17 protein-coding genes and 2 pseudogenes are annotated in these 22888 nt (G+C 40.8%); 6 read left to right on the top strand and 13 right to left on the bottom strand.

Annotation, left to right across the window (positions count from 1 at the left end; genetic code table 11):
• Positions 1–12: 12 nt before the first annotated feature.
• Entirely contained in the window at positions 13–2097 is a 2085-nt protein-coding gene (gene glyS / locus FCN25_RS09480; RefSeq protein WP_137224094.1) for a glycine--tRNA ligase subunit beta, read from the bottom strand.
• Positions 2098–2106: 9 nt separating this feature from the next.
• A complete protein-coding gene (gene glyQ / locus FCN25_RS09475; protein ID WP_137224092.1) occupies positions 2107–3012 on the bottom strand; it encodes a glycine--tRNA ligase subunit alpha in 906 nt (301 codons plus the stop codon).
• A gap of 112 nt (positions 3013–3124) precedes the next feature.
• Between glyQ and FCN25_RS09470 the strand changes: the two genes are divergently transcribed.
• Positions 3125–3688: a DNA-3-methyladenine glycosylase I gene (locus FCN25_RS09470; RefSeq protein WP_137224090.1), complete on the top strand. Its 564-nt coding sequence runs from the start codon at positions 3125–3127 to the stop codon at positions 3686–3688.
• A 59-nt stretch (positions 3689–3747) separates the two neighbouring features.
• Here FCN25_RS09470 and FCN25_RS09465 read toward each other — a convergent pair whose 3' ends face one another.
• From FCN25_RS09465 to fadB, 5 genes are all read right to left on the bottom strand, one after another.
• Positions 3748–6930, bottom strand: coding sequence for an amidohydrolase family protein (locus FCN25_RS09465; protein WP_137224088.1), 3183 nt, complete (start codon positions 6928–6930; stop codon positions 3748–3750).
• Between the two features lie 293 nt (positions 6931–7223).
• Positions 7224–7667: an MOSC domain-containing protein gene (locus tag FCN25_RS09460; RefSeq protein WP_137224086.1), complete on the bottom strand. Its 444-nt coding sequence runs from the start codon at positions 7665–7667 to the stop codon at positions 7224–7226.
• Positions 7668–7670: 3 nt separating this feature from the next.
• Positions 7671–7916 (bottom strand): sulfurtransferase TusA, encoded by a 246-nt coding sequence (tusA, locus tag FCN25_RS09455; protein ID WP_137224084.1) that lies wholly within the window; start codon positions 7914–7916, stop codon positions 7671–7673.
• Positions 7917–8162: 246 nt separating this feature from the next.
• A complete protein-coding gene (gene fadA, locus FCN25_RS09450) occupies positions 8163–9326 on the bottom strand; it encodes an acetyl-CoA C-acyltransferase FadA (RefSeq protein ID WP_137224082.1) in 1164 nt (387 codons plus the stop codon).
• Positions 9327–9348: 22 nt separating this feature from the next.
• A complete protein-coding gene (fadB, locus tag FCN25_RS09445; RefSeq protein ID WP_137224080.1) occupies positions 9349–11499 on the bottom strand; it encodes a fatty acid oxidation complex subunit alpha FadB in 2151 nt (716 codons plus the stop codon).
• A 235-nt stretch (positions 11500–11734) separates the two neighbouring features.
• Between fadB and pepQ the strand changes: the two are divergent.
• The 4 genes and pseudogenes from pepQ (at position 11735) to hemG (FCN25_RS09425) (ending at position 15720) form a co-directional block, all read left to right on the top strand.
• Positions 11735–13053 (top strand): annotated as a pseudogene (pepQ, locus tag FCN25_RS09440) (Xaa-Pro dipeptidase).
• Complete coding sequence (locus FCN25_RS09435) at positions 13046–13660, top strand: YigZ family protein (protein ID WP_137224078.1); 615 nt, start codon at positions 13046–13048, stop codon at positions 13658–13660. Before pepQ ends, FCN25_RS09435 begins: the two are co-directional and overlap by 8 nt.
• A gap of 73 nt (positions 13661–13733) precedes the next feature.
• A pseudogene (locus FCN25_RS09430) lies at positions 13734–15190 on the top strand (TrkH family potassium uptake protein).
• A complete protein-coding gene (hemG, locus tag FCN25_RS09425) occupies positions 15190–15720 on the top strand; it encodes a menaquinone-dependent protoporphyrinogen IX dehydrogenase (RefSeq protein WP_137224076.1) in 531 nt (176 codons plus the stop codon). The pseudogene FCN25_RS09430 and the gene hemG (FCN25_RS09425) overlap by 1 nt, the downstream one beginning before the upstream one ends.
• 276 nt (positions 15721–15996) lie before the next feature.
• On the opposite strand, the gene FCN25_RS09420 is transcribed toward hemG (FCN25_RS09425), so the two are convergent.
• Positions 15997–16302, bottom strand: coding sequence for a metalloregulator ArsR/SmtB family transcription factor (locus FCN25_RS09420; protein WP_011635510.1), 306 nt, complete (start codon positions 16300–16302; stop codon positions 15997–15999).
• A 200-nt stretch (positions 16303–16502) separates the two neighbouring features.
• On the opposite strand from FCN25_RS09420, the gene hemG (FCN25_RS09415) reads away from it, so the two are divergent.
• The gene (hemG, locus tag FCN25_RS09415; protein ID WP_137224074.1) at positions 16503–17048 is read left to right on the top strand and encodes a menaquinone-dependent protoporphyrinogen IX dehydrogenase; all 546 of its coding nucleotides are present in this window, start codon (positions 16503–16505) and stop codon (positions 17046–17048) included.
• A gap of 179 nt (positions 17049–17227) precedes the next feature.
• On the opposite strand, the gene FCN25_RS09410 is transcribed toward hemG (FCN25_RS09415), so the two are convergent.
• From FCN25_RS09410 to def, 5 genes are read right to left on the bottom strand one after another with little or no spacing between them, the layout of a single operon-like run.
• Positions 17228–18670 carry a TrkH family potassium uptake protein gene (locus tag FCN25_RS09410; RefSeq protein WP_137224072.1) on the bottom strand — a complete coding sequence of 481 codons (1443 nt, stop codon included), beginning with the start codon at positions 18668–18670 and terminating at the stop codon, positions 17228–17230.
• A gap of 6 nt (positions 18671–18676) precedes the next feature.
• The gene (gene trkA / locus FCN25_RS09405) at positions 18677–20086 is read right to left on the bottom strand and encodes a Trk system potassium transporter TrkA (RefSeq protein ID WP_137224070.1); all 1410 of its coding nucleotides are present in this window, start codon (positions 20084–20086) and stop codon (positions 18677–18679) included.
• Positions 20087–20102: 16 nt separating this feature from the next.
• Complete coding sequence (gene rsmB, locus FCN25_RS09400) at positions 20103–21386, bottom strand: 16S rRNA (cytosine(967)-C(5))-methyltransferase RsmB (RefSeq protein ID WP_137224068.1); 1284 nt, start codon at positions 21384–21386, stop codon at positions 20103–20105.
• A 1-nt stretch (position 21387) separates the two neighbouring features.
• Positions 21388–22344: a methionyl-tRNA formyltransferase gene (gene fmt / locus FCN25_RS09395; protein WP_137224066.1), complete on the bottom strand. Its 957-nt coding sequence runs from the start codon at positions 22342–22344 to the stop codon at positions 21388–21390.
• Between the two features lie 8 nt (positions 22345–22352).
• Positions 22353–22865, bottom strand: a complete 513-nt coding sequence (gene def / locus FCN25_RS09390) for a peptide deformylase (protein ID WP_217495333.1) — start codon at positions 22863–22865, stop codon at positions 22353–22355.
• Positions 22866–22888: the final 23 nt, after the last annotated feature.

Below are 22888 nucleotides of genomic sequence, written 5' to 3'. Positions count from 1 at the left end.
GGTTAGTATTCATTACTGCAGTAGTGAAATATCAGCAACGTGCAAGAACTGTTCACGAAGATTGGTTAATAACGCTAAACGGTTATTTTTTAATGCTTCATCATCAGCCATTACCATCACATCTTCAAAGAACTGATCGACGCTTTCACGTAAGTCTGCCAATAAGATTAATGCTTGTTGGTAATCTGCGTTTGCAAATAATGGTGCTAACAAAGGCTGCAATTGAACAAGTTTATCTGCCAAGGCTTTCTCTGCTGTTTCCGTTAATAGCGCTTGGTTGATGTTTTCAGGCAATTTACCTTCAACCTTAGCCAAGATATTAGAAACGCGTTTATTTGCAGCAGCAAGGGCGGTAGAGGCTTCTAAACTACGGAAATGTGATACGGCTTTAACACGGCTGTTAAAATCAGCAGGACGTGTTGGACGACGAGCAAGTACAGCCAAAATTACGTCAACTTGAATGCCTTTATCGTGATACCAGCTGCGGAAACGGGCCATTAAGAACTCAAGCACGTCATCGGCAGTATTGGCGTTACTGACATTGTCCGCGTGTAATGCCTGCGCTTTAGCAATAAGGTCAACTAAGTCTAGTGGCAAATTGTTTTCAACAATAATGCGTAAAATACCGATAGCCGCGCGGCGAAGTGCAAATGGGTCTGCTGCACCTTTTGGTGCCTGGCCAATGCCAAAAATACCGACTAACGTATCTAATTTTTCTGCTAGTGCAACAGCACATGACACTGTAGCCGTTGGTACAGTATCACCAGAAAATTTAGGCTTGTACTGTTCTTCAAGTGCAATTGCAACGGCTTCTGTTTCGCCGTCTAAGCGTGCGTAGTGCATGCCCATTGTGCCTTGAGTATCTGTAAACTCCATCACCATGTTCGTCATAAGGTCTGTTTTAGACAATAAACCGGCACGGCTAGCGTCAACACTGTTGGTGTCTACGTTGTGGTTATTCAATTGAGTTGCAATGAAACCTGCTAACGCTGAAATACGTTCAACGCGTGCTTTTAACGTACCAAGTTGTTTTTGAAAAACAACGGTCTCTAAACTGGCTATACGAGATTTAAGCGTTTGCTTTTTATCGGTATTAAAGAAGAACTCAGCGTCAGCTAAACGTGGACGAACCACTTTTTCGTTACCTGAAATAATCTGCTGCGGGTCTTTAGATTCAATGTTGGTGACAAAGATAAAGTTGGGTAACAATTTGCCTGCTTTATCAAATACTGGGAAGTATTTTTGGTCACCTTTCATGGTGTAGACCAATGCTTCAGAAGGGACATCTAAAAACTTTTCTTCAAAGTTAGCTGTTAATACAATTGGCCATTCAACCAGTGAAGCAACCTCTTCTAACAGATCATCTTGAATATCTGCTACACCGCCTAATTTAGTCGCAGCAGCTTCTGCATCAGCTTTAATCAGTGATTTACGTAATTCATAGTCAGCAAGCACTTTGCCTTGCTCTTTCAGTGCGCTTAAATAATTGTCAGCATGGTCTAGTTCAAAACTAGCTTTACCCATAAAGCGGTGTCCACGAATAACTCGTGCTGACTTAATGCTTAATAATTCAGCGTCAATTAATTCGCTACCCAGTAGAATAGTAACCGTGTGAACAGGGCGTATAAATTGGGTTTTATTGCTGCCCCAACGCATTGGTTTTGGAATAGGTAATTTATCGAGTGCGCGTTGCGCCATGTCAGCAATTAAGCTTTTAGTTTCAACGCCTACCACTTTAGCCTGGTGAACTAACCATTCACCTTTGTCTGTCACTAAACGTTCAGCTTGTTCAACGGTAATACCATTGCCACGAGCCCAACCTTGTGCTGCTTTAGTCGGGTTACCATCTGCATCAAATGCTGAACTTACCGCAGGACCGCGTTTTTCAACAATTTTATCTGCCTGTGCTTGCGCTAAGCCAATAATGTTAATGGCTAAACGACGAGGCGCGGCATACCAAACTGCAGATTCAAAAGGTAAATCTGCTTTGGTTAATTCATCGGTAAAGTTAGCTAAAAATGATTCAGCCAAAGTGCGTAATGATTTTGGCGGTAACTCTTCAGTACCAATCTCAATGAGTAAGTTTTCAAAATTCATTCGTTACCTCTACTTACACAATGGGAAGCCAAGCGCTTCACGTGCTTGATAATAAGATTCTGCTACGCCTTTGGCCATAGTACGAACGCGGAGAATATAACGCTGACGTTCGGTGACTGATATTGCATGGCGAGCATCAAGTAGATTAAAAGCATGCGATGCTTTCATTACTTGCTCGTAAGCTGGCAGTGGTAACGGTTTTTCTAGTGAAAGTAAGTGCATGCACATTTTTTCACATTGATCGAATAGGGTGAACATAAAGTCGACATCGGCATGTTCGAAGTTATAGGTAGATTGTTCTACTTCATTTTGATGAAAAATATCACCGTAAGTCACACGACCTAATGGGCCATCTGTCCATACAAGGTCATAAACACTGTCTACTTCTTGTATATACATGGCTAAACGTTCAAGTCCGTAGGTTATTTCACCTGTAACGGGACTACATTCAATACCACCAACTTGCTGGAAGTAAGTGAACTGACTTACTTCCATACCGTTTAGCCAAATTTCCCAACCTAAGCCCCAAGCACCTAATGTTGGCGATTCCCAGTTATCTTCAACAAAACGAATGTCATGCACTAACGTGTCAATGCCAAGCGCTTCAAGTGAGCCTAAATAAAGCTCTTGAATGTTATCTGGAGATGGTTTTAGCACTACTTGGAATTGGTAGTAATGTTGTAAGCGGTTAGGGTTTTCACCATAACGTCCATCAGTAGGACGGCGAGACGGTTGCACGTATGCACTGCTCATTGGCTCTGGGCCTAATGAACGTAAGAACGTCTGCGGGTGAAAAGTACCAGCACCAACTTCCATATCGAGAGGTTGAACAATTGCGCAACCTTGCTGCGCCCAATATTCCTGAAGGGTTAGTATGAAACCCTGAAATGTCTTTACGTCGTGTTTCGTCGTCATGTCTACTACTGTCAGGCTATTAATAGAAAATGGTAGTGATTATACCTTGTAGAGCAAGGCAGATGTAGGTTATTTTTTAACGTATTCATAAAAACGTTAATGGAACCGTACCATGCAAGTTAACCGATGTGGCTGGGTAAGTGAAGATCCTTTATATCAGCATTACCATGATACCGTTTGGGGACGGCCTGATTTTGATGCTAAACATCTTTTTGCAAAACTCTGTTTAGATGGGCAGCAAGCCGGTTTATCTTGGTTTACCATTTTAAAAAAGCAAAAAAACTACGAGCAACTGTTTTTCGGTTTTGAACCAAGTGTTATTGCTGAGTTTGATCAAGATAAGGTTGAAGCATTAATGCTTGAGCCAGGCATTGTGCGTAACCGCCTTAAAATTAACTCGATCATCAAAAATGCTAAAGCGTATATGGTATTTGTAGAGCAGGGTAATGATTTTTCTATTTTTTTATGGGATTTTGTTGGTGGCTCACCTATCGTTAATCAATTCGAGTCTTTAAGCCAAGTACCTGCACAAACACCTGAGTCTGAAGCTATGTCTAAAGCGTTAAAAAAGCTTGGTTTTAATTTTGTTGGCCCGACAATTTGTTATGCCTTTATGCAAGCTGTGGGCATGGTGAATGATCACACCACAGATTGCCATTGTTACGGTCAGTATTGATTTTAAGGATAAAAAAGGGTGTTCCACGTGAAACACCCTTTTTATTGGAAGTTTAAGCGTTAGATTTTTTCAAAGAAAAAAGGTTTACGTTTATGTTTATCACCATTGAGTAGATTCATGGTTTCTGAATTAAATAGCTTACCATTGACCATGGTGTAGGTGACCTTATCTGTCGATCTTATATCGGTTAATGGATCGCCATCAATCACAATTAAGTCTGCTAATTTACCGACTTTAATAGAACCTAGTTGATGGTCCATACCAAAGGTAGTAGCAGGGTTAATAGTTGCTGTTTTTAAAACTTCCATATTACTCATGCCGCCTTGAGCAAACATCCACATCTCCCAATGCGCAGCTAATCCCTCGCGCTGACCATGAGCACCAATATTAGGTTTAACGCCTATTTTGTTTAACTCATTAGCTACGCGGGCAACATTAAAATGATTGTAATGTTCATCAGGCGCAGTAATGCGTCGCATTGAACGCGCATCTAAAATATCGTGTGGAACATACATGCTTAGACGAGGGTGAGCCCATACATCCGTTTTGTCATACCAGTAATTTTCGCCGGAAATACCACCATAAGCGACAACTAAAGTTGGTGTGTAGTGAACTTCTGTTTGGCTCCAGAATTGTTTAATGTCGTTGTAAATTGAAGCAGCAGGTAACGAATGTTCTACTGTTGTATGCCCATCCGCTATCATGGATAAATTGTGCTGCAGTAAACTTCCACCTTCAGGCACAACCATCATTTCGAGTTCACGCGCCGCTGCAATAATCTGTTGACGTTGATCTCGGCGTGGCTGGTTATAACTTTTAACGCTAAATGCACCTACTTTTTTAAGACGCTCTAAGTGGAACTTTGCATCATCCAGTGAATCTACATGCGAGGTATAACCTGGTAAGTTGGCTCCATATAAAATAGTGCCTGTTGAGAAAATTCGCGGACCAACAATGTTGCCTGCTTTTTGTTGTTCAGAAGCTGCAAAAATTTCGGTAGTGTCATTTGATGGGTCGTGAATAGACGTTACCCCAAGTGACAGGCCTGAATATAAGGCCCAGTTTTGTTGTGGAATAATTTCATCATCTGCTTGGCCGCCATGTGCATGGGCATCAAATAATCCTGGCATAATGGTTTTACCGCTAATATCGATAACTTGGGCATTTTTAGGTATAACGGTATTAGCATCACCAACACTGACAATTTTATTGTCTGTAACGATAACGACACCATTTTCAATGACATGGTCATTTTCCATAGTGATTACTTTACCGCCGCTAAATACCACTGTTCCACGTGGAACATCGACTTTATTTTTAAAACCAATTGAAGTGATTTTAGGATCGACCTTGGTTTCAGCTTTTGCATATTGAGTATCGACTTCAGCTTGATATAAATCTGGGCCCAATGTCCAATATAGTTGGTTGTTTTTTCCGTTCCAACTAATGCTTTCACCTGCACGAGCACTTAGTTGAGTTATTGGTAAGTTGGTTGCTTTAGGTCCTATAGCGACGGTTTCACCATGTTTAGCAAAAGGAGTGACATACACTCTAAAGCGCTCTGCAAAAGCCAAGTGTTCACCGTTTGGAGATAAACGAAACTCGGTAGCATGGTCGCTGGTGTAATGAGTACGCTTTTCAAAACCATTCATGCCGATAGAAGCAAACTCTGGTGTTTTATTGAAATCCATAAAATAAACACGGTCTGAATCAGCGCCAAATTGTGGTTGGTGACCACTGGCAGAGAGCTTAGTACTTTTTCTGCCTTTGACATCCACTTTATATAAACCGGGTTCTTGTGACCAAGTGCGTGGTGTCATGTATCCACCGCGAGCCTTTCGATAAACAATATATTCGCCATCAGGCGAAAAGGTCGGTTCAACATATTTGCCGGGCTCGTTGGTCAATACCTTGGCTTTACTGCCTCTAGCACTAACGACACTGACAGTACCTTGCTGTTGATCATTCCAGGTAGTGAATACAATGTCTCTACCGTCGCGTGACCACTGTGGAAACAGCTCATTGATGTCATCATCTAAACGGGTTAATCGTTTATGTTTACCATCTTTAACATCACGAATCCAAATTTTACCTAAGGCTTCAAATACCACTTTTTCGCCGTCAGGTGACACTTGTGCCATACGCAGCATTTTTACATCAAATTCATCTTGATCTAAGTTTTGAGTAAAGCGGACTGATGGCTGAATATCTCTTTGAGATTTAACACTGAATGGAATGTCAGATATTTTTTTACTGTCGACATCAAGTTTATTAATTTTACCTTTAGCCCAAAATACGATGTGCTTATTGTCTTTGGTCCAAGACATTGTTGGATACACGCCATGAATTGCCCAGGTTTCTTGCATATCACGATCGAGTTTGTCATACAGCTTAGTTTCTTCACCAGACTTTAAATCCAGTGAATATAGTGTCGATTGGAATCCATCACGTTTGATGTAAGCAAGCGTTTTGCCATCAGGGCTTGGTGTTGGGCGGATAGCACCACCAGTTCCTTCAATTAATACTTCAATATCGCCCGTTTGGGTGTCATAGCGCTTAATTTTATAAATACCTTTGACAGAATCTTTTGAGTAATGAAAGGTCTTGCCTGGGGTCGCATCTTGGCTAAAGTAGATATATCTACCATCTGGCGAGTAGGCCGGTTCACCCAAATCTTTTTGTTCGTTAGGGCGCTCTGTTAGTTTAACTCCTTCACCACCAGCAACGTGAAACATCCACACTTCACCAGCTCCAAGGCTGCGGGTGCCGGTAAAATGTTTACGTGCCACTAAATACTGTGAATCAGGACTCCAGGCCGGGCTGTTCAGTAAACGGAATGTTTCAGCAGTGATAGGGTGTGGATTGGTACCATCGGCATTCATTATCCAGATATTGTCGCCACCATCTTCATCAGAGGTGAAAGCTATATACTTACCGTCTGGGCTATATACTGGCTGCATTTGCCAAGCTATACCTTTTGCCAGTGGTTTGGCTTCGCCTCCTGCTATCGGTATTTGATAAATATCACCTAATAAATCAAATACAATGTGTTCACCATCTGGTGATACATTGACGTTCATCCATGTGCCTTCGGTTACATTGATATCAATTTTACTTAATGGCGCATTTTCTGGAGCATTTACATGCCATTTTACTTTGTCATCTTCGGCATAGGCAAAGCTAGACATACCTAGAGTAAGTGCCATTGCCGTGTAAAGTGGAGTGAGTTTTTGAGTCAACATAGAGTAGATTATCCGTTGTCGTTTTTATTTTCAGTGGATTTAATCAAGCCCAATACCCGTTTAGGAAATGTCATTTTGCCTGATTAGATGACCTAAAGAGTATTTGGCTTTACTGCGTTTGTCGGTTTGAATAGTTCCTTTATCGCATAAATTACCAATAAGGTGTACAACAAATCTGTATCAATTAATGACAGACATTAACACATATGTCTGTTATCGATTAATAGACAATGAGTGCTATAGTGTTAGATTTTATTATGAAAGGCTTAAACGAAAATGATTTATCGGTTTTACTAATCTATTTTTACTGAGTCATCTAGTTGTATTAATCCAGTTCGAATCACGCGGCAGGTCACACCGCCACGCCAATCTGGCATTAATGCTTGCTCTAGGCCGGGATGAGCTAGTTCCATTTTGTTGCACGGATCAGTTTCGCCAGTAATCTGTAACTGTAATTCTGTTCCAATCTCAATAATTTTACCTACATCAGTGGCACTAAATTCATAACCACTAATTAATAAATTTGCTCTACGAGTTAACCAGTCAAGGTCTACATTAATTTGCTGACAGGCCATTAGCCATTGTTGTTTTGACATCACGGTCACTTGACGTTTACTTGGTCGGCCAAAAACATCATTTTCGACACCTCGCTCTAATGTTACATTGGCACAAAAGGCTGGTTTCATTATGCCGCGCTTTGCTATTTTATATGCGATAGCGTCCAATGTAATTGTCATTAATTACAATCCTTTTTTAAGCAAGTACTGGTAAGGGGTTTTGCTGGTATCACTGGCAATTAACGTGTGATCCATAAATTCACAAAAACTCGGAATATCTCGAGTCGTTGCAGGGTCATCAGCAATGACAAGTAATACCTCTCCATCAGCCATTTTTCGTACCGTTTTGCGGATCATCATAACGGGCTCTGGGCAGCGTAGGCCAAGAGCATCTAAGTGGTGCTGTGCTTGAGTATAAATATCGGTCATTGAATGCTATCTATATTACTAATCTAATTATCGCTAATGTTACTCTTGTCATTTAATCTTGCCAAGTTTGCTTCACTCTTAATGTTATTTTAGTTTTTAATTGATTTTTTATTTTCCATAAAACATGTTTCACGTGGAACATTAGCCAAAGTAGACAAATTAAAAAAATAAAAAACGAGCCTTATGGGCTCGTTTTTTTCAACTCAGTTGATATAAATGAAAAGTATCAGCTTGGTTTTATAACCATTAAACGCGTTCGAATACAGTTGCGATACCTTGGCCTAAACCAATACACATAGTGGCAAGACCAAGTGTTGCATCTTTTTCTTCCATTAAGTTTATCAGTGTTGTCGAAATACGCGAACCAGAACAACCTAATGGATGACCTAATGCAATTGCGCCACCGTTAAGGTTAATCTTTTCATCGACGACATCTTGCAAGCCAAGATCTTTAACACAAGGTAATGACTGTGCTGCGAAGGCTTCGTTTAATTCAATAAGGTCTAAATCGGCAACCGATAAACCTGCGCGAGCTAATGCTTTTTGGGTTGCTGGTACTGGGCCATAACCCATAATTGCAGCATCACAACCAGCAACGGCCATAGAACGAATACGTGCACGGATTGGTAAACCTAAGGCGCGAGCTTTAGATTCTTCCATAACCAACATTGCAGAAGCACCATCTGACAATGCAGAAGATGTTCCCGCCGTAACAGTACCATTAACTGGGTCGAATGCAGGGCGTAAAGTCGCAAGTGATTCAAGTGATGTTTCAGGACGAATAACCTCGTCGGTCAACACTTTTATCAAGGCACCTTTTGCATCGTGACCTTCGATTCCCCAAATCTCTTTGGCGAAACGACCTTCAACTGTAGCGGCATGGGCACGCTGATGAGAGCGTACTGCAAATGCATCTTGTTGTTCACGAGTTATACCATACATTTTACCTAACATTTCAGCAGTTAAGCCCATCATTCCAGATGCTCTTGCTACACGCTTTGACATGCCGGGATGGAAATCAACACCGTGGCTCATAGGTACGCTACCCATGTGCTCAACACCACCAATAATGAAGGTGTCACCTTGGCCTGTCATAATTGCACGAGCCGCTTGGTGAAGAGCATCCATTGATGAACCACACAAACGGTTTACGGTAACAGCACCAGCCGTTTTTGGAATGCCAGCGATTAATGAAGCATTACGCGCAATGTTAAAACCTTGTTCAAGAGTTTGCTGCACACAACCCCAAATAACATCTTCAATGTCGTTAGGGTCTAATTGTGGATTACGCACCATCAGTGCTTTCATTAATTCTGCAGACAATGTTTCTGCACGTACATTTCTAAATACCCCTGCCTTAGAACGGCCCATTGGGGTACGAATGCAGTCTACGATAACAGCTTGTTTCATGATTTAATTCCTTTCCCACTGATTAGGCTTGGTAGTAACTACCGTTGTTGGCTGCAAGTTCACGCATCGCTTCGGTTACTTGATACAAACCACCAAGGTGCGCGTATTTGTCTGCTAGGGCAACAAAGTTGGCTACGCCCATGGTGTCTAAGTAACGGAATACACCGCCACGGAATGGAGGGAAACCAATACCGTAAACTAGACCCATATCGCCTTCAGCAGGTGATGCAATAATGCCTTCTTCTAAACAACGAACCGTTTCGATGATCATCGGGATCATACAACGAGCGATGATGTCATCTGACTCGAATGCTTTTAATTCACCGAACTCAGCGCTTAATAACTCGTAGCTTGTTGGATCAATGTCCTTTTTCGGCTTACCACGACGGTCAACAGAATAAGCATAGAAACCTTTAGCATTTTTCTGACCTAGCCGCTTGTTTTCAAACATTATATCAATAGCATCTTTGCCGTTTTTACCCATGCGGTCAGGGAAGCCTTCTGCCATTACTGCTTGCGCGTGATGACCTGTATCTAAACCAACGACGTCAAGTAAGTAAGCTGGGCCCATTGGCCAGCCAAATTGTTTTTCCATGACTTTATCGACAGCAGCAAAATCAGCGCCTTCTGCGAGTAGAGCGCTAAAGCCTGCAAAGTAAGGGAACAATACGCGGTTAACGAAGAAGCCTGGGCAGTCGTTTACTACAATTGGGGTTTTACCCATTTTGCTTGCATAGGCTACAACAGTGGCAATGGTTTCTTCAGAGCTGTGCTCACTGCGGATAATTTCAACTAATGGCATTTTGTGCACTGGATTAAAGAAGTGCATACCGCAGAAACGTTCTGGTTTCTTAAGGCTTTTAGCTAATAAGTTGATTGAGATAGTTGAAGTGTTAGATGCAATAATGGCATCTTCAGATACATATTGTTCAACTTCAGCTAGCACAGTGGCTTTCACTTTCGGATGTTCAACAACCGCTTCTACTACAATGTCGCTATTTTTTATGGCAGCATAATCAAGTGAAGGAGTTATGTGGTTGAGAACTTTAGCCATTTTTTCTGGTGTAGAACGTCCACGGGCTACTTGTACTGTCAATATCTTCGCTGCTTCATTTAAGCCTAAATCAAGCGCAGGTTGAGCGATGTCTTTCATTACGATTGGCGTGCCTTTACTTGCACTTTGGTATGCAATACCACCACCCATTATACCAGCACCCAATACAGCTGCTTGGTTAACATCGTGAGCCAATTTACCCGCTTTCTTTGCTTTAGCTTTAACGTACTGGTCATTTAAGAAAATACCAATTAATGCCTGGGCAACTTCTGTTTTAGCTAATTTAATAAAAGCCTGAGCTTCCACTTTTAATGCATCATCACGACCTAAACCTGCAGCTTGTTCAACAACATTCACAGCAGCCATAGGTGCTGGATAATGCTTGCCTGCAACAGAGAATACCATCCCCTTAGCTGTGCTAAAACACATCAAGGCTTCTAGTTTAGGTAGCATTAATGGTGATTGCTTTAGGGTACGACGAGCTTGCCAATCGATGCTGCCATCAAGTGCTTCTTTCAGCATTTGAATTGCTGAAGCTTCTAAATCTTCTGGAGCTACAACGGCATCAATAGCGCCAACTTTTAATGCGTCTGCTGGTCGTTGATCTTTACCTGAGGTAATCCACTCAAGTGCATTATCAGCGCCGATAATTCTAGGTAAACGCACTGTGCCACCGAAGCCAGGAATGATACCTAGTTTGGTTTCAGGTAAACCAATACGTGTATTGGTATCAACAACACGTAAGTCAGTGGCTAAAATAGTTTCGAAACCACCACCAAGAGCAAAACCGTTAACGGCAGAGATAGTTGGAAAAGGTAAATCTTCAAGTTTGTTGAATACTGCATTGGCTTGTTCAACCCATGTGAGCAGTGTTGCATCATCTTGCTTAAATAAACTTAAAAATTCGGTGATGTCTGCGCCAACGATAAAGGTGCTTTTTGCTGATGTCAGCATTAAGGCTTTAACCTTGGTGTTTTGTTTGATGCTATCTAAGGCTGCATCAAGTGAGGCTAGAGTTTCTCTGTCAAATTTATTTACCGAACCTTGTGCGTTAAAACACAACTTGGCAATATTATCTTCAAGTAACTCAACCTGAATAGTAGGGCTTTGGTAGATCATTGCTTGCTTCCTTATTGCTTAAAAGCGACTTCCACATCTTATTTACTGTGCAGTTATCAAGCTTGAATCACAGTAGTTTAGGCCATCTCTTGACCAACTAAATATCAGTGTGCGACTAAATGAGACAAATTACAACACCCAATTTAAACGGCCGTTTAATTTATTGTCATTTAGCGAGGAGTTTTTATCTTTGTGATAGACTCAATAAGTTAATATTTATGAAAAGGGATAGTCAATGGATCAGTTAGCCCATTTATATCATGCACACATCGGTGAGCTAAATCGTCGTGTTGCTGAAATTTGCCAACGTGAAAATATATCGGGTTTAGTGATTCACTCGGGACAACCTCATCGACAATTTTTAGATGACTTAAACTATCCCTTTAAAGTGAACCCACAATTTAAAGCTTGGTTACCTATTTTGGATACAGCTAATTGTTGGTTAATTGCGAATGGCCAAGATAAACCGACTTTAGTTTTTTATCGTCCGGTCGACTTTTGGCATAAAGTCAACGACGTACCACAAGCTTTTTGGACTGAACATTTTGATATTCAGTTACTGACTAAGCCTGATCGTATTGCTGACTATTTGCCTAAAAGTCTGACATCATGGGCTTATATAGGTGAGCATTTAGACGTGGCTGATATATTAGGTTTTACCGCTCGGAATCCGGATGCGGTAATGAACTATTTACATTATCACCGTGCAGATAAAACTCAGTATGAGCTTGAGTGTATGCGCCGAGCCAACCAAATTGCGGTAAAGGGCCATTTAGCCGCTAAAAATGCCTTTTATAATGGTGCGACTGAATTTGAAATCCAACAGCAGTACTTACTTGAAATTGGTCAGGGTGAAAACGAAGTACCTTATGGCAACATTGTGGCTTTAAACCAAAATGCGGCCATTTTGCATTACACTGCTTTAGAACATGTAAATCCTGTACAACGTTTATCGTTTCTTATCGATGCAGGGGCTAGCTATCACGGATATGCTGCCGATATCACTCGAACTTATGCATTTGAAAAAAACCGTTTCTGTGAGTTAATTGCCGCACTCAATAAGGTACAGTTAGCCATTATTGATACTATGAAACCCGGAGTTAAATACACTGACTTGCATATTGCGACTCATCAACATATTGCACAATTACTAATTAATTTTGATATTGCAAAAGGCAGTATTGAGCAGTTAATTGAGCAAGGTATTACTCGAGCATTTTTCCCTCATGGATTAGGGCACATGCTAGGGCTTCAAGTTCATGATATGGGGGATATGCTCATGATGAACGTGGTACCAATATTGCTGCACCAGGCGATCACCCATTTTTGCGTTGTACTCGGGTGTTAGCACCAAATCAAGTATTAACGATTGAACCCGGTTTATACATTATTGATACCTTACTTGAACAATTATCAATATCAGCTAAACAAGCGATTAATTGGAATACTATTGATGAGCTTCGCCCATTTGGTGGTATTCGTATCGAAGACAATGTCATTGTTCATCATAATTGTAATGAAAATATGACAAGAGAGTCTGGTTTAGTTGATTGAGTCATATTTAATACCACAAGCTAACATATTGATAGAAGAAGAGATAAAGTATAGCCGCTTTATCTCTTTGTTATTTCATTGCCCGCAACCTAGTAATATGAAGTTAGTACTTACCAACATGAAACAGCAATACCCAGGAGCAAGCCATTATTGCTATGCATTTGTTGCTGGTAGCCCTGAAAATACCATTGACATGGGCGCCAGTGACGATGGTGAACCATCAGGTAGCGCTGGCAAACCCATGCTAGCGTGCTTACAAGGCGCAAACATTGGCGAGCTAGGGGTTATTGTAGTGCGTTATTTTGGTGGTACTAAATTGGGCGTTGGTGGTTTAGTGCGTGCTTATACCTCGGGTATAAAGCAAGGATTAACTCAAATACAAACTCAAGTTAAGCATATAAGGTACCCTGTAAGCTTAGTGTGTCATTATTCCAAACTAACAGATGTTGAGTATTTAGTGGCTCTGCATGATGGTGAGATTGTTGATAAAGTATTTTCCGAGATTGTAGAAATACACTTTGAATTGGCTAAATCGCATCATCTGGCTTTTAATCAAGCATTAGCGACGCTGACCCAAGGTCAGCTACAAGTAAAGTTTACAGTTTGAGCTATGACTAACTTATGCCAAAATGTCACTTAATTGTTAAATTCGACGCAGTACAACTTAAACAGAATCCTTAATGCAATATAAAACAATTATTAGAATCACCGGTTTGCTGATGGGATTATTTTCAATCACCATGTTGCCATCAGCATTAGTGGCTATCTTATATAAAGATGGTGGCGGTACCGCTTTTATTCAGGCCTTTTCTGTCAGTATTTTTTTAGGCTTTTTATTATGGTATCCCAACCGTCATGAAAAAGGTGATCTTAGAACTCGCGAAGGCTTCTTGATTGTAGTGCTGTTTTGGACAGTACTAGGATCAATTGGTGCACTGCCATTTATTTTTTCTAATAATCCAGATTTAAGTTGGACTGATAGTTTTTTTGAATCGTTTTCGGCCTTAACAACAACGGGAGCAACGGTCATCGTTGGGTTAGATGACCTCCCTAAATCAATATTGTTTTATCGCCATTTACTACAATGGATGGGGGGATGGGTATTATCGTACTGGCTGTAGCTATTTTACCGCTACTGGGTATTGGTGGTATGCAACTCTATAAAGCAGAAGTACCTGGGCCAGTGAAAGATACCAAGGTTACGCCGCGAATAGCCGAAACAGCGAAAGCGTTATGGTACATCTACTTTTTACTTACTACCGCTTGTGCATTGGCATTTTATTTTGCTGGCATGGATGCATTTGATGCTATTTGCCATTCATTTTCGACCATTGCTATTGGTGGCTTTTCCACCCACGATGCCAGTATAGGTTATTTTGAAAGTCCGCTGATTAACGTTATTTGTGCGGTTTTCTTGTTGATTGCAGCGGTTAATTTTAGCTTACATTTTGCCGCATTTACTCGCCGCGGTATTAACGTTAAAGTCTATTTGAAAGACGCCGAATTTAAGGTGTTAATTGCTGTTCAGCTGTTGCTTACGGCAATTTGTTTTACGACTTTATATCAGTCTGGTATTTATGATTCTCCAGAGAAAACCCTCGATTATGCTTTTTTTCAAGTCGTTTCTATTTCAACAACTGCGGGGTTTGGTACTGAAAGCTTCCATTCTTGGCCGTTGTTCTTACCTATTCTATTAATTTTTTCTAGCTTTATTGGTGGTTGCGCTGGTTCTACTGGTGGTGGTATGAAAGTGATTCGCTTAATTTTGCTTATCTTGCAAGGTTCACGTGAAATGAAACGATTAATCCATCCTAAAGCAATGTATTCGATTCGAATTGGAACAATGGCATTGCCAGATAGAGTTATTGATGCCGTTTGGGGTTTCTTTTCTGCCTATGCGTTGGTGTTTGTTGTGTGTATGGTGATATTAATGGCCATGGATATGGATGCCATCACAGCATTTAGTGCGACCGCAGCAAGTTTAAATAACTTGGGACCAGGACTCGGGGACGTCGCCTCTAATTATGCCAGTATTACAGACGGCGCTAAGTGGGTACTGGTAATGGCAATGCTATTTGGTCGATTAGAAGTATTCACCTTACTGGTATTATTCACTCCTACGTTTTGGAAAAATTAATGTTAAATACAGTTATTTTATATTCAACGGTTGATGGCCAGACACTGGCAATTTGTCAGAAAATTAAGCAAGTACTAACTGAACAAGGTGAGCAAGTAAGTGTAGTTAATTTAGCGGCTGCTGATGTTAATGATTTAGCTTCTGTGGACAAAGTGGTTATAGGTGCCAGTATTCGATACGGCAAACATCGACCTGAATTGTTCAAGTTTGTTGAGCAACACCAAGCGATACTCGATACCAAGTTAAATAGTTTTTTTACCGTCAATGTCGTCGCAAGAAAGCCTGAAAAAAATACTCCAGAAACCAATCCATATATGCAAAAGTTTTTAGGATTATCGGCTTGGAAACCTAAGCTATTAGGCGTTTTTGCGGGCAAGATTGATTATCCTCGTTATCGTTTTGTTGATAAGTTCATGATTCGATTTATCATGTGGATGACGAAAGGACCGACAGATACTCAGGGAACGTTCGAGTTTACGGATTGGGGTAAAGTAGACGAGTTCGCTAAACAAATCGCAGCGCAAAAATAACCTCATCATATTTGTAGTAAATTTAATGCGTTTTTAGTTAACACGATTAATCCCTTCTCGGTATAACAGTAGGGACAACTCGGTAAAGTGGCTTTATTTAACACCTGTAATATCAAAGTTACCATTTGTTGTGCGAACCAAGCACTTTTACGTGTTAATAACAGATTTTTTGCAAATCAAACCAACCAAAGGTAACGGGATGATGGTAGTTTGATAAACATTTATTATCCCAGAGCTTGTTAACGGCCAATGTAGCGGCCTAAACTTCAGTGTTGTTTAAGCACAGTAGCGGCGATGAAGAATAGAAATAACTTCAGTGACTTGCTCATTTTTCAGGGTGTAATAAACCACTTGTGAACTCTTGCGAGTGTTAACCAAATCTTGGGTGCGTAATACCGCTAAATGTTGTGATAATGCCGATTGGCTCAAAGGAACCGTTTCATTTAACTCAGTGACACTTAGTTCTTGTTCTAACAATAAACATAAAATCATTAAGCGGTAAGGATTGGCAATGGCTTTTAGCCATTGTGCTGCCGTTTCTGCATTATTTAGCATTGTTGCAACGTCAATATCTTGCTTCATGAGTGTCCTTATATATGACCTGTAATTACGTAGAGGGTGAGTGCTATTAAATTTCTTGTATCATCATACTGCTGCATCACAGAGATCTCAATTTTAACTATTAAATATATGAGCTATTTCTAATTTGTGATCATTGCAGGGGTTTAAAATCGCTTTTATTGCCAAAATGAGACAAATTATCCAATAATGAGAATTAAAAAATGGCCAATATTTTAGTGTTATATTATTCCCGAGGTGGTCATACGGCACATATTAGCCGAGTAATTGCACAGCAAATTGAATCCAAAGGTAATCATTGTGATGTTGTTAATATTCAAGATAAAGCGACTATTGAATGGTCTAAATACCAAGCCGTTGCGTTAGGTGCTTGTGTGTTATATGGCTCATATCATAAATCAGTATTTAAGTTTGTTCGCGAAAACAAGCAGCATTTATCACAAATACCAAATAGTTTTTTTTGCGTTAGCGTTGTGGCTCGTAAACCAGAAAAACGAATTCCAGAAAATAATACCTATTTGCAAAAGTTTTTAACCTTGTCAGAGTGGAAACCGCAGGATGTTAAAATTATTGCTGGTAAAGTCGATTATCCTTCATGGCCTTGGTATGACAGTTTTATGATCCGTCTAATCATGAAAATGACTGATGGTCCTACTGACCCCACCGCAATTATTGATTATACCGACTGGGAAGATGTAAAGGTTTACGGTGATCATATTGTCGAATTAGCGACGGCTGTACCTGCGTAGTCGCTGTTGTACCAACTCAACCTCCTGATAAATGATCTGTGTCAGGGGGAATCAACATTTATCCTTAGTACTTAATTCTCCTAGCCGCTTACTTACGTAACTGGTTTTTAATATATTATCTTTGTTGTTTTTAGTAGTAAAGTCTATATGTATCAAATAAATATCACTATATATCGATATTAAAAATGCCAGAACTTAGGATGAAATAACACTGCAACAGTCAGTATTTCTAAGCGCCCCAATAACATTCCTAATGCCAATGCCCATTTAGCAATATCGGGAAGGGGAGCAAAATTTCCGGCTGGACCTATAATTGGACCAAGGCCTGGTCCTACATTGGCTACTGCTGTAATAGCACCAGTAAAGCTGGTCATAGGATCTAATCCGGTCAGTACCAGAATAATTGAAAGTGTTAATATAACGATAACCATCAACATAAAAAAAGCCATGATTGAGCGGACGATATCATTTCGAATACTATGGCCGTTATATTTGTCTTTAAACACACCATTAGGATGGAATTGTTGTTTAATTTGCTGGCGCATTATTGAGAAGGCAATTTGAAAACGAAATATTTTTATCCCGCCAGAGGTTGAACCTGAGCAACTGCCGATAAACATTAAAAATAGAAATACGACACTAGCGACAGCCCCCCAAGATTGATAGTCCGTTAATCCATAACCTGTGGTTGTGATAACTGAAATCACATTAAAGCTGGATAACCTAAATGCATCTAAAAAATCTATGCTTTGGTGTTGCCACAACCAACATGCCAATGAAAATGACACCAGTAATACCAAGGTTAAAAAGCCTCTTACTTGTTGATCATTCCATATGCGCAAACTGCCTTGTTGAATGGTTTGCACAAACATTAGTAGCGGTAACCCGCCGGCTAACATAAACACGATACCAACCCAATGCGCCGAGTGTGAAAAGGCCGCCATCGAACGATCGGAGGTCGAGTATCCTCCTGTTGATAATGTGGTCATTGCATGATTAATTGCTTCAAACCAATGCATGCCAGCAAGATGATAGGACAATGCGCATAACAGCGTTAATACGACATAAATAAGAAATAAGTGTTTGGCCATATGCTGGGTTCGAGGCGTAGTCTTGTCGCTCCAATCTGACGATTCCGTTCTAAATAGGCGCATTCCTCCCACATTCAAAAATGGCAAGATTGCTACTGCCATTACAATAAAACCAATACCGCCAAGCCATTGAAGTAACGAACGCCAGATTAAAATGCTGTGGTCCATGGTGTCTAACCCCGATAGTACCGTTGAACCGGTAGTGGTGATCCCTGACATGGTTTCAAAAAAGGCATCTGTATAATTAATACCGTGATAAAGAGTGAAGGGCAGTGCGGCAAATAGACTGACAACAAACCAAGTGATACTGGTGAGTAAATACATATCACGAATATTGAGATTAAAATGATGGTTACGGCCATTTTGAATACACAAAATAGCAATCAAACCGGTAAATAAACCAGATATCATAAAGTCACCAATGGTTTCTTCGCTATAAAATAGCGCAAAACCCATTGGTATTAACATAAATCCTGTCAGTATCGAGAGGAAAATACCGAGAATGAAAACAATCTGTTTTACATTAAACATTGTAAATTAGAAGAAAAACGCACTAGGTTGGAACAACTTTTCTACATCACCGATAAACTTCTTATTTACTAAAAATAAAATGACATGGTCACCCTGTTCTATTACCGTTTTATCGTGGCCCATTAATACTTCATCATTACGTACAATGGCACCAATGGTGGTGCCCGGCGGTAATTTAATGTCGCCAATTTTTTTCCCCACAACTTTTGAAGTGCTTGAGTCACCATGGGCGATAGCTTCAATAGCCTCTGCCGCGCCGCGACGTAATGAGTAAACATTACAAATATCACCTTGGCGAATATGAGTTAATAAAGCTGAAATAGTGGCTTGTTGAGGGGATATGGCAATATCGATGTTAGCTTCTTGCACAATATCGACATAGGCTTCACGCTGGATCAACACCATGACTTTTTTAGCGCCCATGCGTTTGGCTAAAAGTGCAGACATAATATTGGCTTCATCATCATTGGTGACGGCAATAAATACATCGGTTTGATCTATGTGTTCTTCAAGCAATAATTCTTGGTCTGATGCATCACCACAAAACACCGTAGTTTTTACGAGTTTTTCCGACAACATCTCGGCGCGCTCTTGACGGTGCTCAATCAATTTAACCGAGTGAGTGCGTTGCAGTTTTTGGGCAAGACCAAAACCAATATTACCGCCACCAGCTATCATGATATTGCGGTAAGAATTATCCAGTTTTTGCATCTCACTCATTACCGCACGAATATGACGACTATCAGCGACGAAAAATACTTCATCATCGGCTTCAATAATCGTGGTGCCGCGCGGCATAATAGGTCGGCCTTGTCTAAAAATAGCCGCGACTCGGGTATCAATATTCGGCATATGCTCACGTAATGTCGCTAACGCATTGCCGACTAATGGACCACCGTAATAAGCTTTAACTGCCACGAGACTGAGTTTTCCTTTTGCAAATTCAAGTACTTGAAGTGCTCCTGGGTATTCAACTAATCTTTGTATGTAAGTGGTTACTAACTGTTCTGGTGCGATGAGTTCATCAATAATAAAACCGCCACGGGGCTTAGCATCACCACTTTTAATTTCGCTACTGATAAATAGTTTATCTTGAAGCTCCAAATAAGCTTCTGAGCGAATACGAGCAATTTTTGTCGGTGTACCAAATAAGCTGTAAGCGATTTGGCATGCTGACATGTTGCATTCATCACTGTTGGTTACTGCAATGAGCATGTCTGCATCTTCTGCTCCTGCTTCTTTTAATACACTTGGATGGGCGCCATGACCGACAACAACACGCAAATCAAATTTGTCCTGCAACAATCTTAATCGAGCTCTATCACTGTCGACTAGTGTGATGTCGTTATTTTCACCGACCAAGTTTTCAGCTAATGTGCCACCAACTTGCCCTGCGCCTAAAATAATAATTTTCATGGCTTGAAGTACATCCTTAAAGTGCTTTAACTAGGCGCGCGTAATAAAAGCCGTCCATATTATTTTGCCCTGGCAAAATTTGCCAACCGATATCATCGCGATGAGTTTGTTGCTCTATCGGTACTAAATTCGCATCAGGCGTACGAGCTAGAAACTGTTCAACTTGCTGGCTATTTTCTTGGGGCAAAATAGAACAAGTTGCATATAATAAGGTGCCACCCGGTTTAAGCCATTGCCAGCAATGATCTAATATCTGTTTTTGTAAGTTAGCTAACTCTTCAATATCGCTATTCTTACGTAACCATTTTATGTCTGGGTGACGGCGAATTACCCCAGTGGCAGAGCAAGGTGCATCAAGTAATATTCGATCGAATTGCTGTCCTTGCCACCATGATGGGATGTCTGCTGCATCGCCGTGAATAAGTTGCGCTTTTAAATGTAACCTGTCCAGATTTTGTTGTACTCGATCAAGCCGTTTTTGATCAAAGTCGACAGCGACTAAATTGATATTGGGAGCTAGCTCTAGTAAATGGCAACTCTTGCCACCTGGTGCGGCACAAGCATCTAAAATAAGTTCATCTGCTGTTGGTGCAAGTAAGGTTGCTGCCCATTGTGCTGCGCCATCTTGCACCGATGCTGCGCCTTCCATAAAGTCTGGTAACGCTGCGACATCTTTTGCGCTTTCGAGCAATATAGCATCTTGGCTTAAACCAACTTGGGTTTGAATATCATGTTGGGCTAGTGCTGCTAAATAGACCTCACGTGTTTGTGATTGTTGATTGTTTCGGAGCCACATTGGTGGACGCTGGTGGCTTTGTTCGATAATGGCTTGCCAGCTTTCTGGATACGCTTGTTGTAAACGCTTAATAAACCAAGCCGGAGTATTAAAACGTAATGTATCTGAGTCGGTATTTAATGCGGCATCTTGGCGCTGAATATTACGCAATACACCATTGACCACTTTGACCAAACCATCGAAACGTAACTGTCTGCAGGCTTCCGCTGTTTCAGAAATAGCGGCATGTGCAGGAATGCGAGTAAAGTAAAGTTGGTAACAACCAACAATCAATAGTTGATGTAATATTCGCTGCTTACCTTTAAACGGTTTAGCTAGGCAGTCGCTTACACATTTGTCTAGCTGTGGTAATTGACGCATTACGCCGTAACATAACTCTGCCAGTAAGGCTTTGTCTTTGCCGTTTTCTAAGTGTTGTTGTTGATCGGGTAGCGCTACTGATAATGACGTACCTTTTTCGAGTACTTCATAAATCGCTTTAGCTGCCAGTGCGCGCACATTCATGCTAGTTAGCCTCTTGGTTTAAACACACACCAGCAGCGAACCAATCACTACGAGCATTAAGAATGTCAGCCACATTAAGGGGCTTTTTGTTAGGCAGTTGCATGGTTTGAATAATTAACTTGCCGTCCGCTGTCGCAACTTCAATACCTTGTTTAGTTGCAGCAATAATCGTTCCCGGTGACTCGGTGCATATCTCATCGGAATAATCAGCTTGCCAGACTTTAATGGTACTTTGTTGATGTTCAAAATAACTGACTGGCCAAGGATTGAACGCACGGATGTCTTGCCATAATTGCTTAGCACTTTTATGCCAATCAAGACGAGCTTCTTCTTTTGATAGTTTCTCTGCGTAATTTGCGAGTGTTTCATCTTGCTTTTTAGCGGTTAAGGTCCCTTCGCTTAATCCTGATAAGGCCTGAATTAATGCTTGTGGGCCTTGAACTGCCAACTTTTCATATAGACTCGCTGAAGTGTCAGTATTGTCGATAGGTAGAAATGTTTTTAATAGCATATCGCCAGTATCTAGGCCTATATCCATTTGCATAATGGTGACACCCGTTTCGGCATCTCCAGCCCATAATGCTCTTTGTATAGGAGCCGCTCCGCGCCAACGAGGTAAAATTGAACCGTGAACATTAATACAACCTAAACGCGGAGTATCAAGCACTATCTTCGGTAAAATCAATCCATAAGCCACTACCACCATAATATCTGCATTAAGGTGTGCTAACTCAGCCTGAGCCTCTTCTTTACGTAATGATGCTGGTTGAAATACCGCAATATCATGCTCTAAAGCCAAGGTCTTTACTGGACTAGCTGTGAGTTTCTTGCCTCGTCCTGCGGGTCTATCTGGTTGAGTATAAGTGGCTACTACATCATGTTCAGAATCGATGAGTGCTTGTAAATGTCTAGCCGCGAAATCCGGAGTACCGGCAAAGATGATTTTTAACGGTTTCAAATGACTTCCTATGCTTCTCTAGCATCTAAACGAGCTTCTTTTTCAAGCTTAGTTTTAATGCGCTGGCGTTTTAATGGCGATAAATAATCGACAAATAACTTGCCATTAAGGTGATCTATTTCATGCTGAATACAAATGGCAAATAACTCGTCAGCTTCAACAGTAAATTCATTACCATGGCGATCTAACGCTTTTAAAGTGACATATTCTGCACGATCAACTTTGGCGTAAATCCCCGGTACTGAAAGGCAACCTTCTTCATTTGCCAAGTCGCCACTACTGGCCATTATTTGAGGATTAATAAAAACGGTTGGACGATCAACTTCATCTTGTAAATCCATCACAATAAGTCGCTGATGAAAATCGACTTGCGTGGCGGCTAGGCCAATACCTTTTTCTAGGTACATGGTCTCGAGCATGTTATCTATTTGTGTTTGTAGTTGCGGACCAAAATCCGTTACTGGTTGAGCTATAGTACGTAAACGCTCATCTGGAAATCGTAAAACATTAAGTATTGGCATATATAAACTCTTAACAAGTCTGT

Source organism: Shewanella sp. MEBiC00475, from assembly GCF_005234075.1.
Classification (GTDB): domain Bacteria; phylum Pseudomonadota; class Gammaproteobacteria; order Enterobacterales; family Shewanellaceae; genus Shewanella; species Shewanella polaris.
The sequence above is the reverse complement of the archived record's forward strand: the minus strand, read 5'-3'. Positions and strand labels throughout refer to the sequence as shown.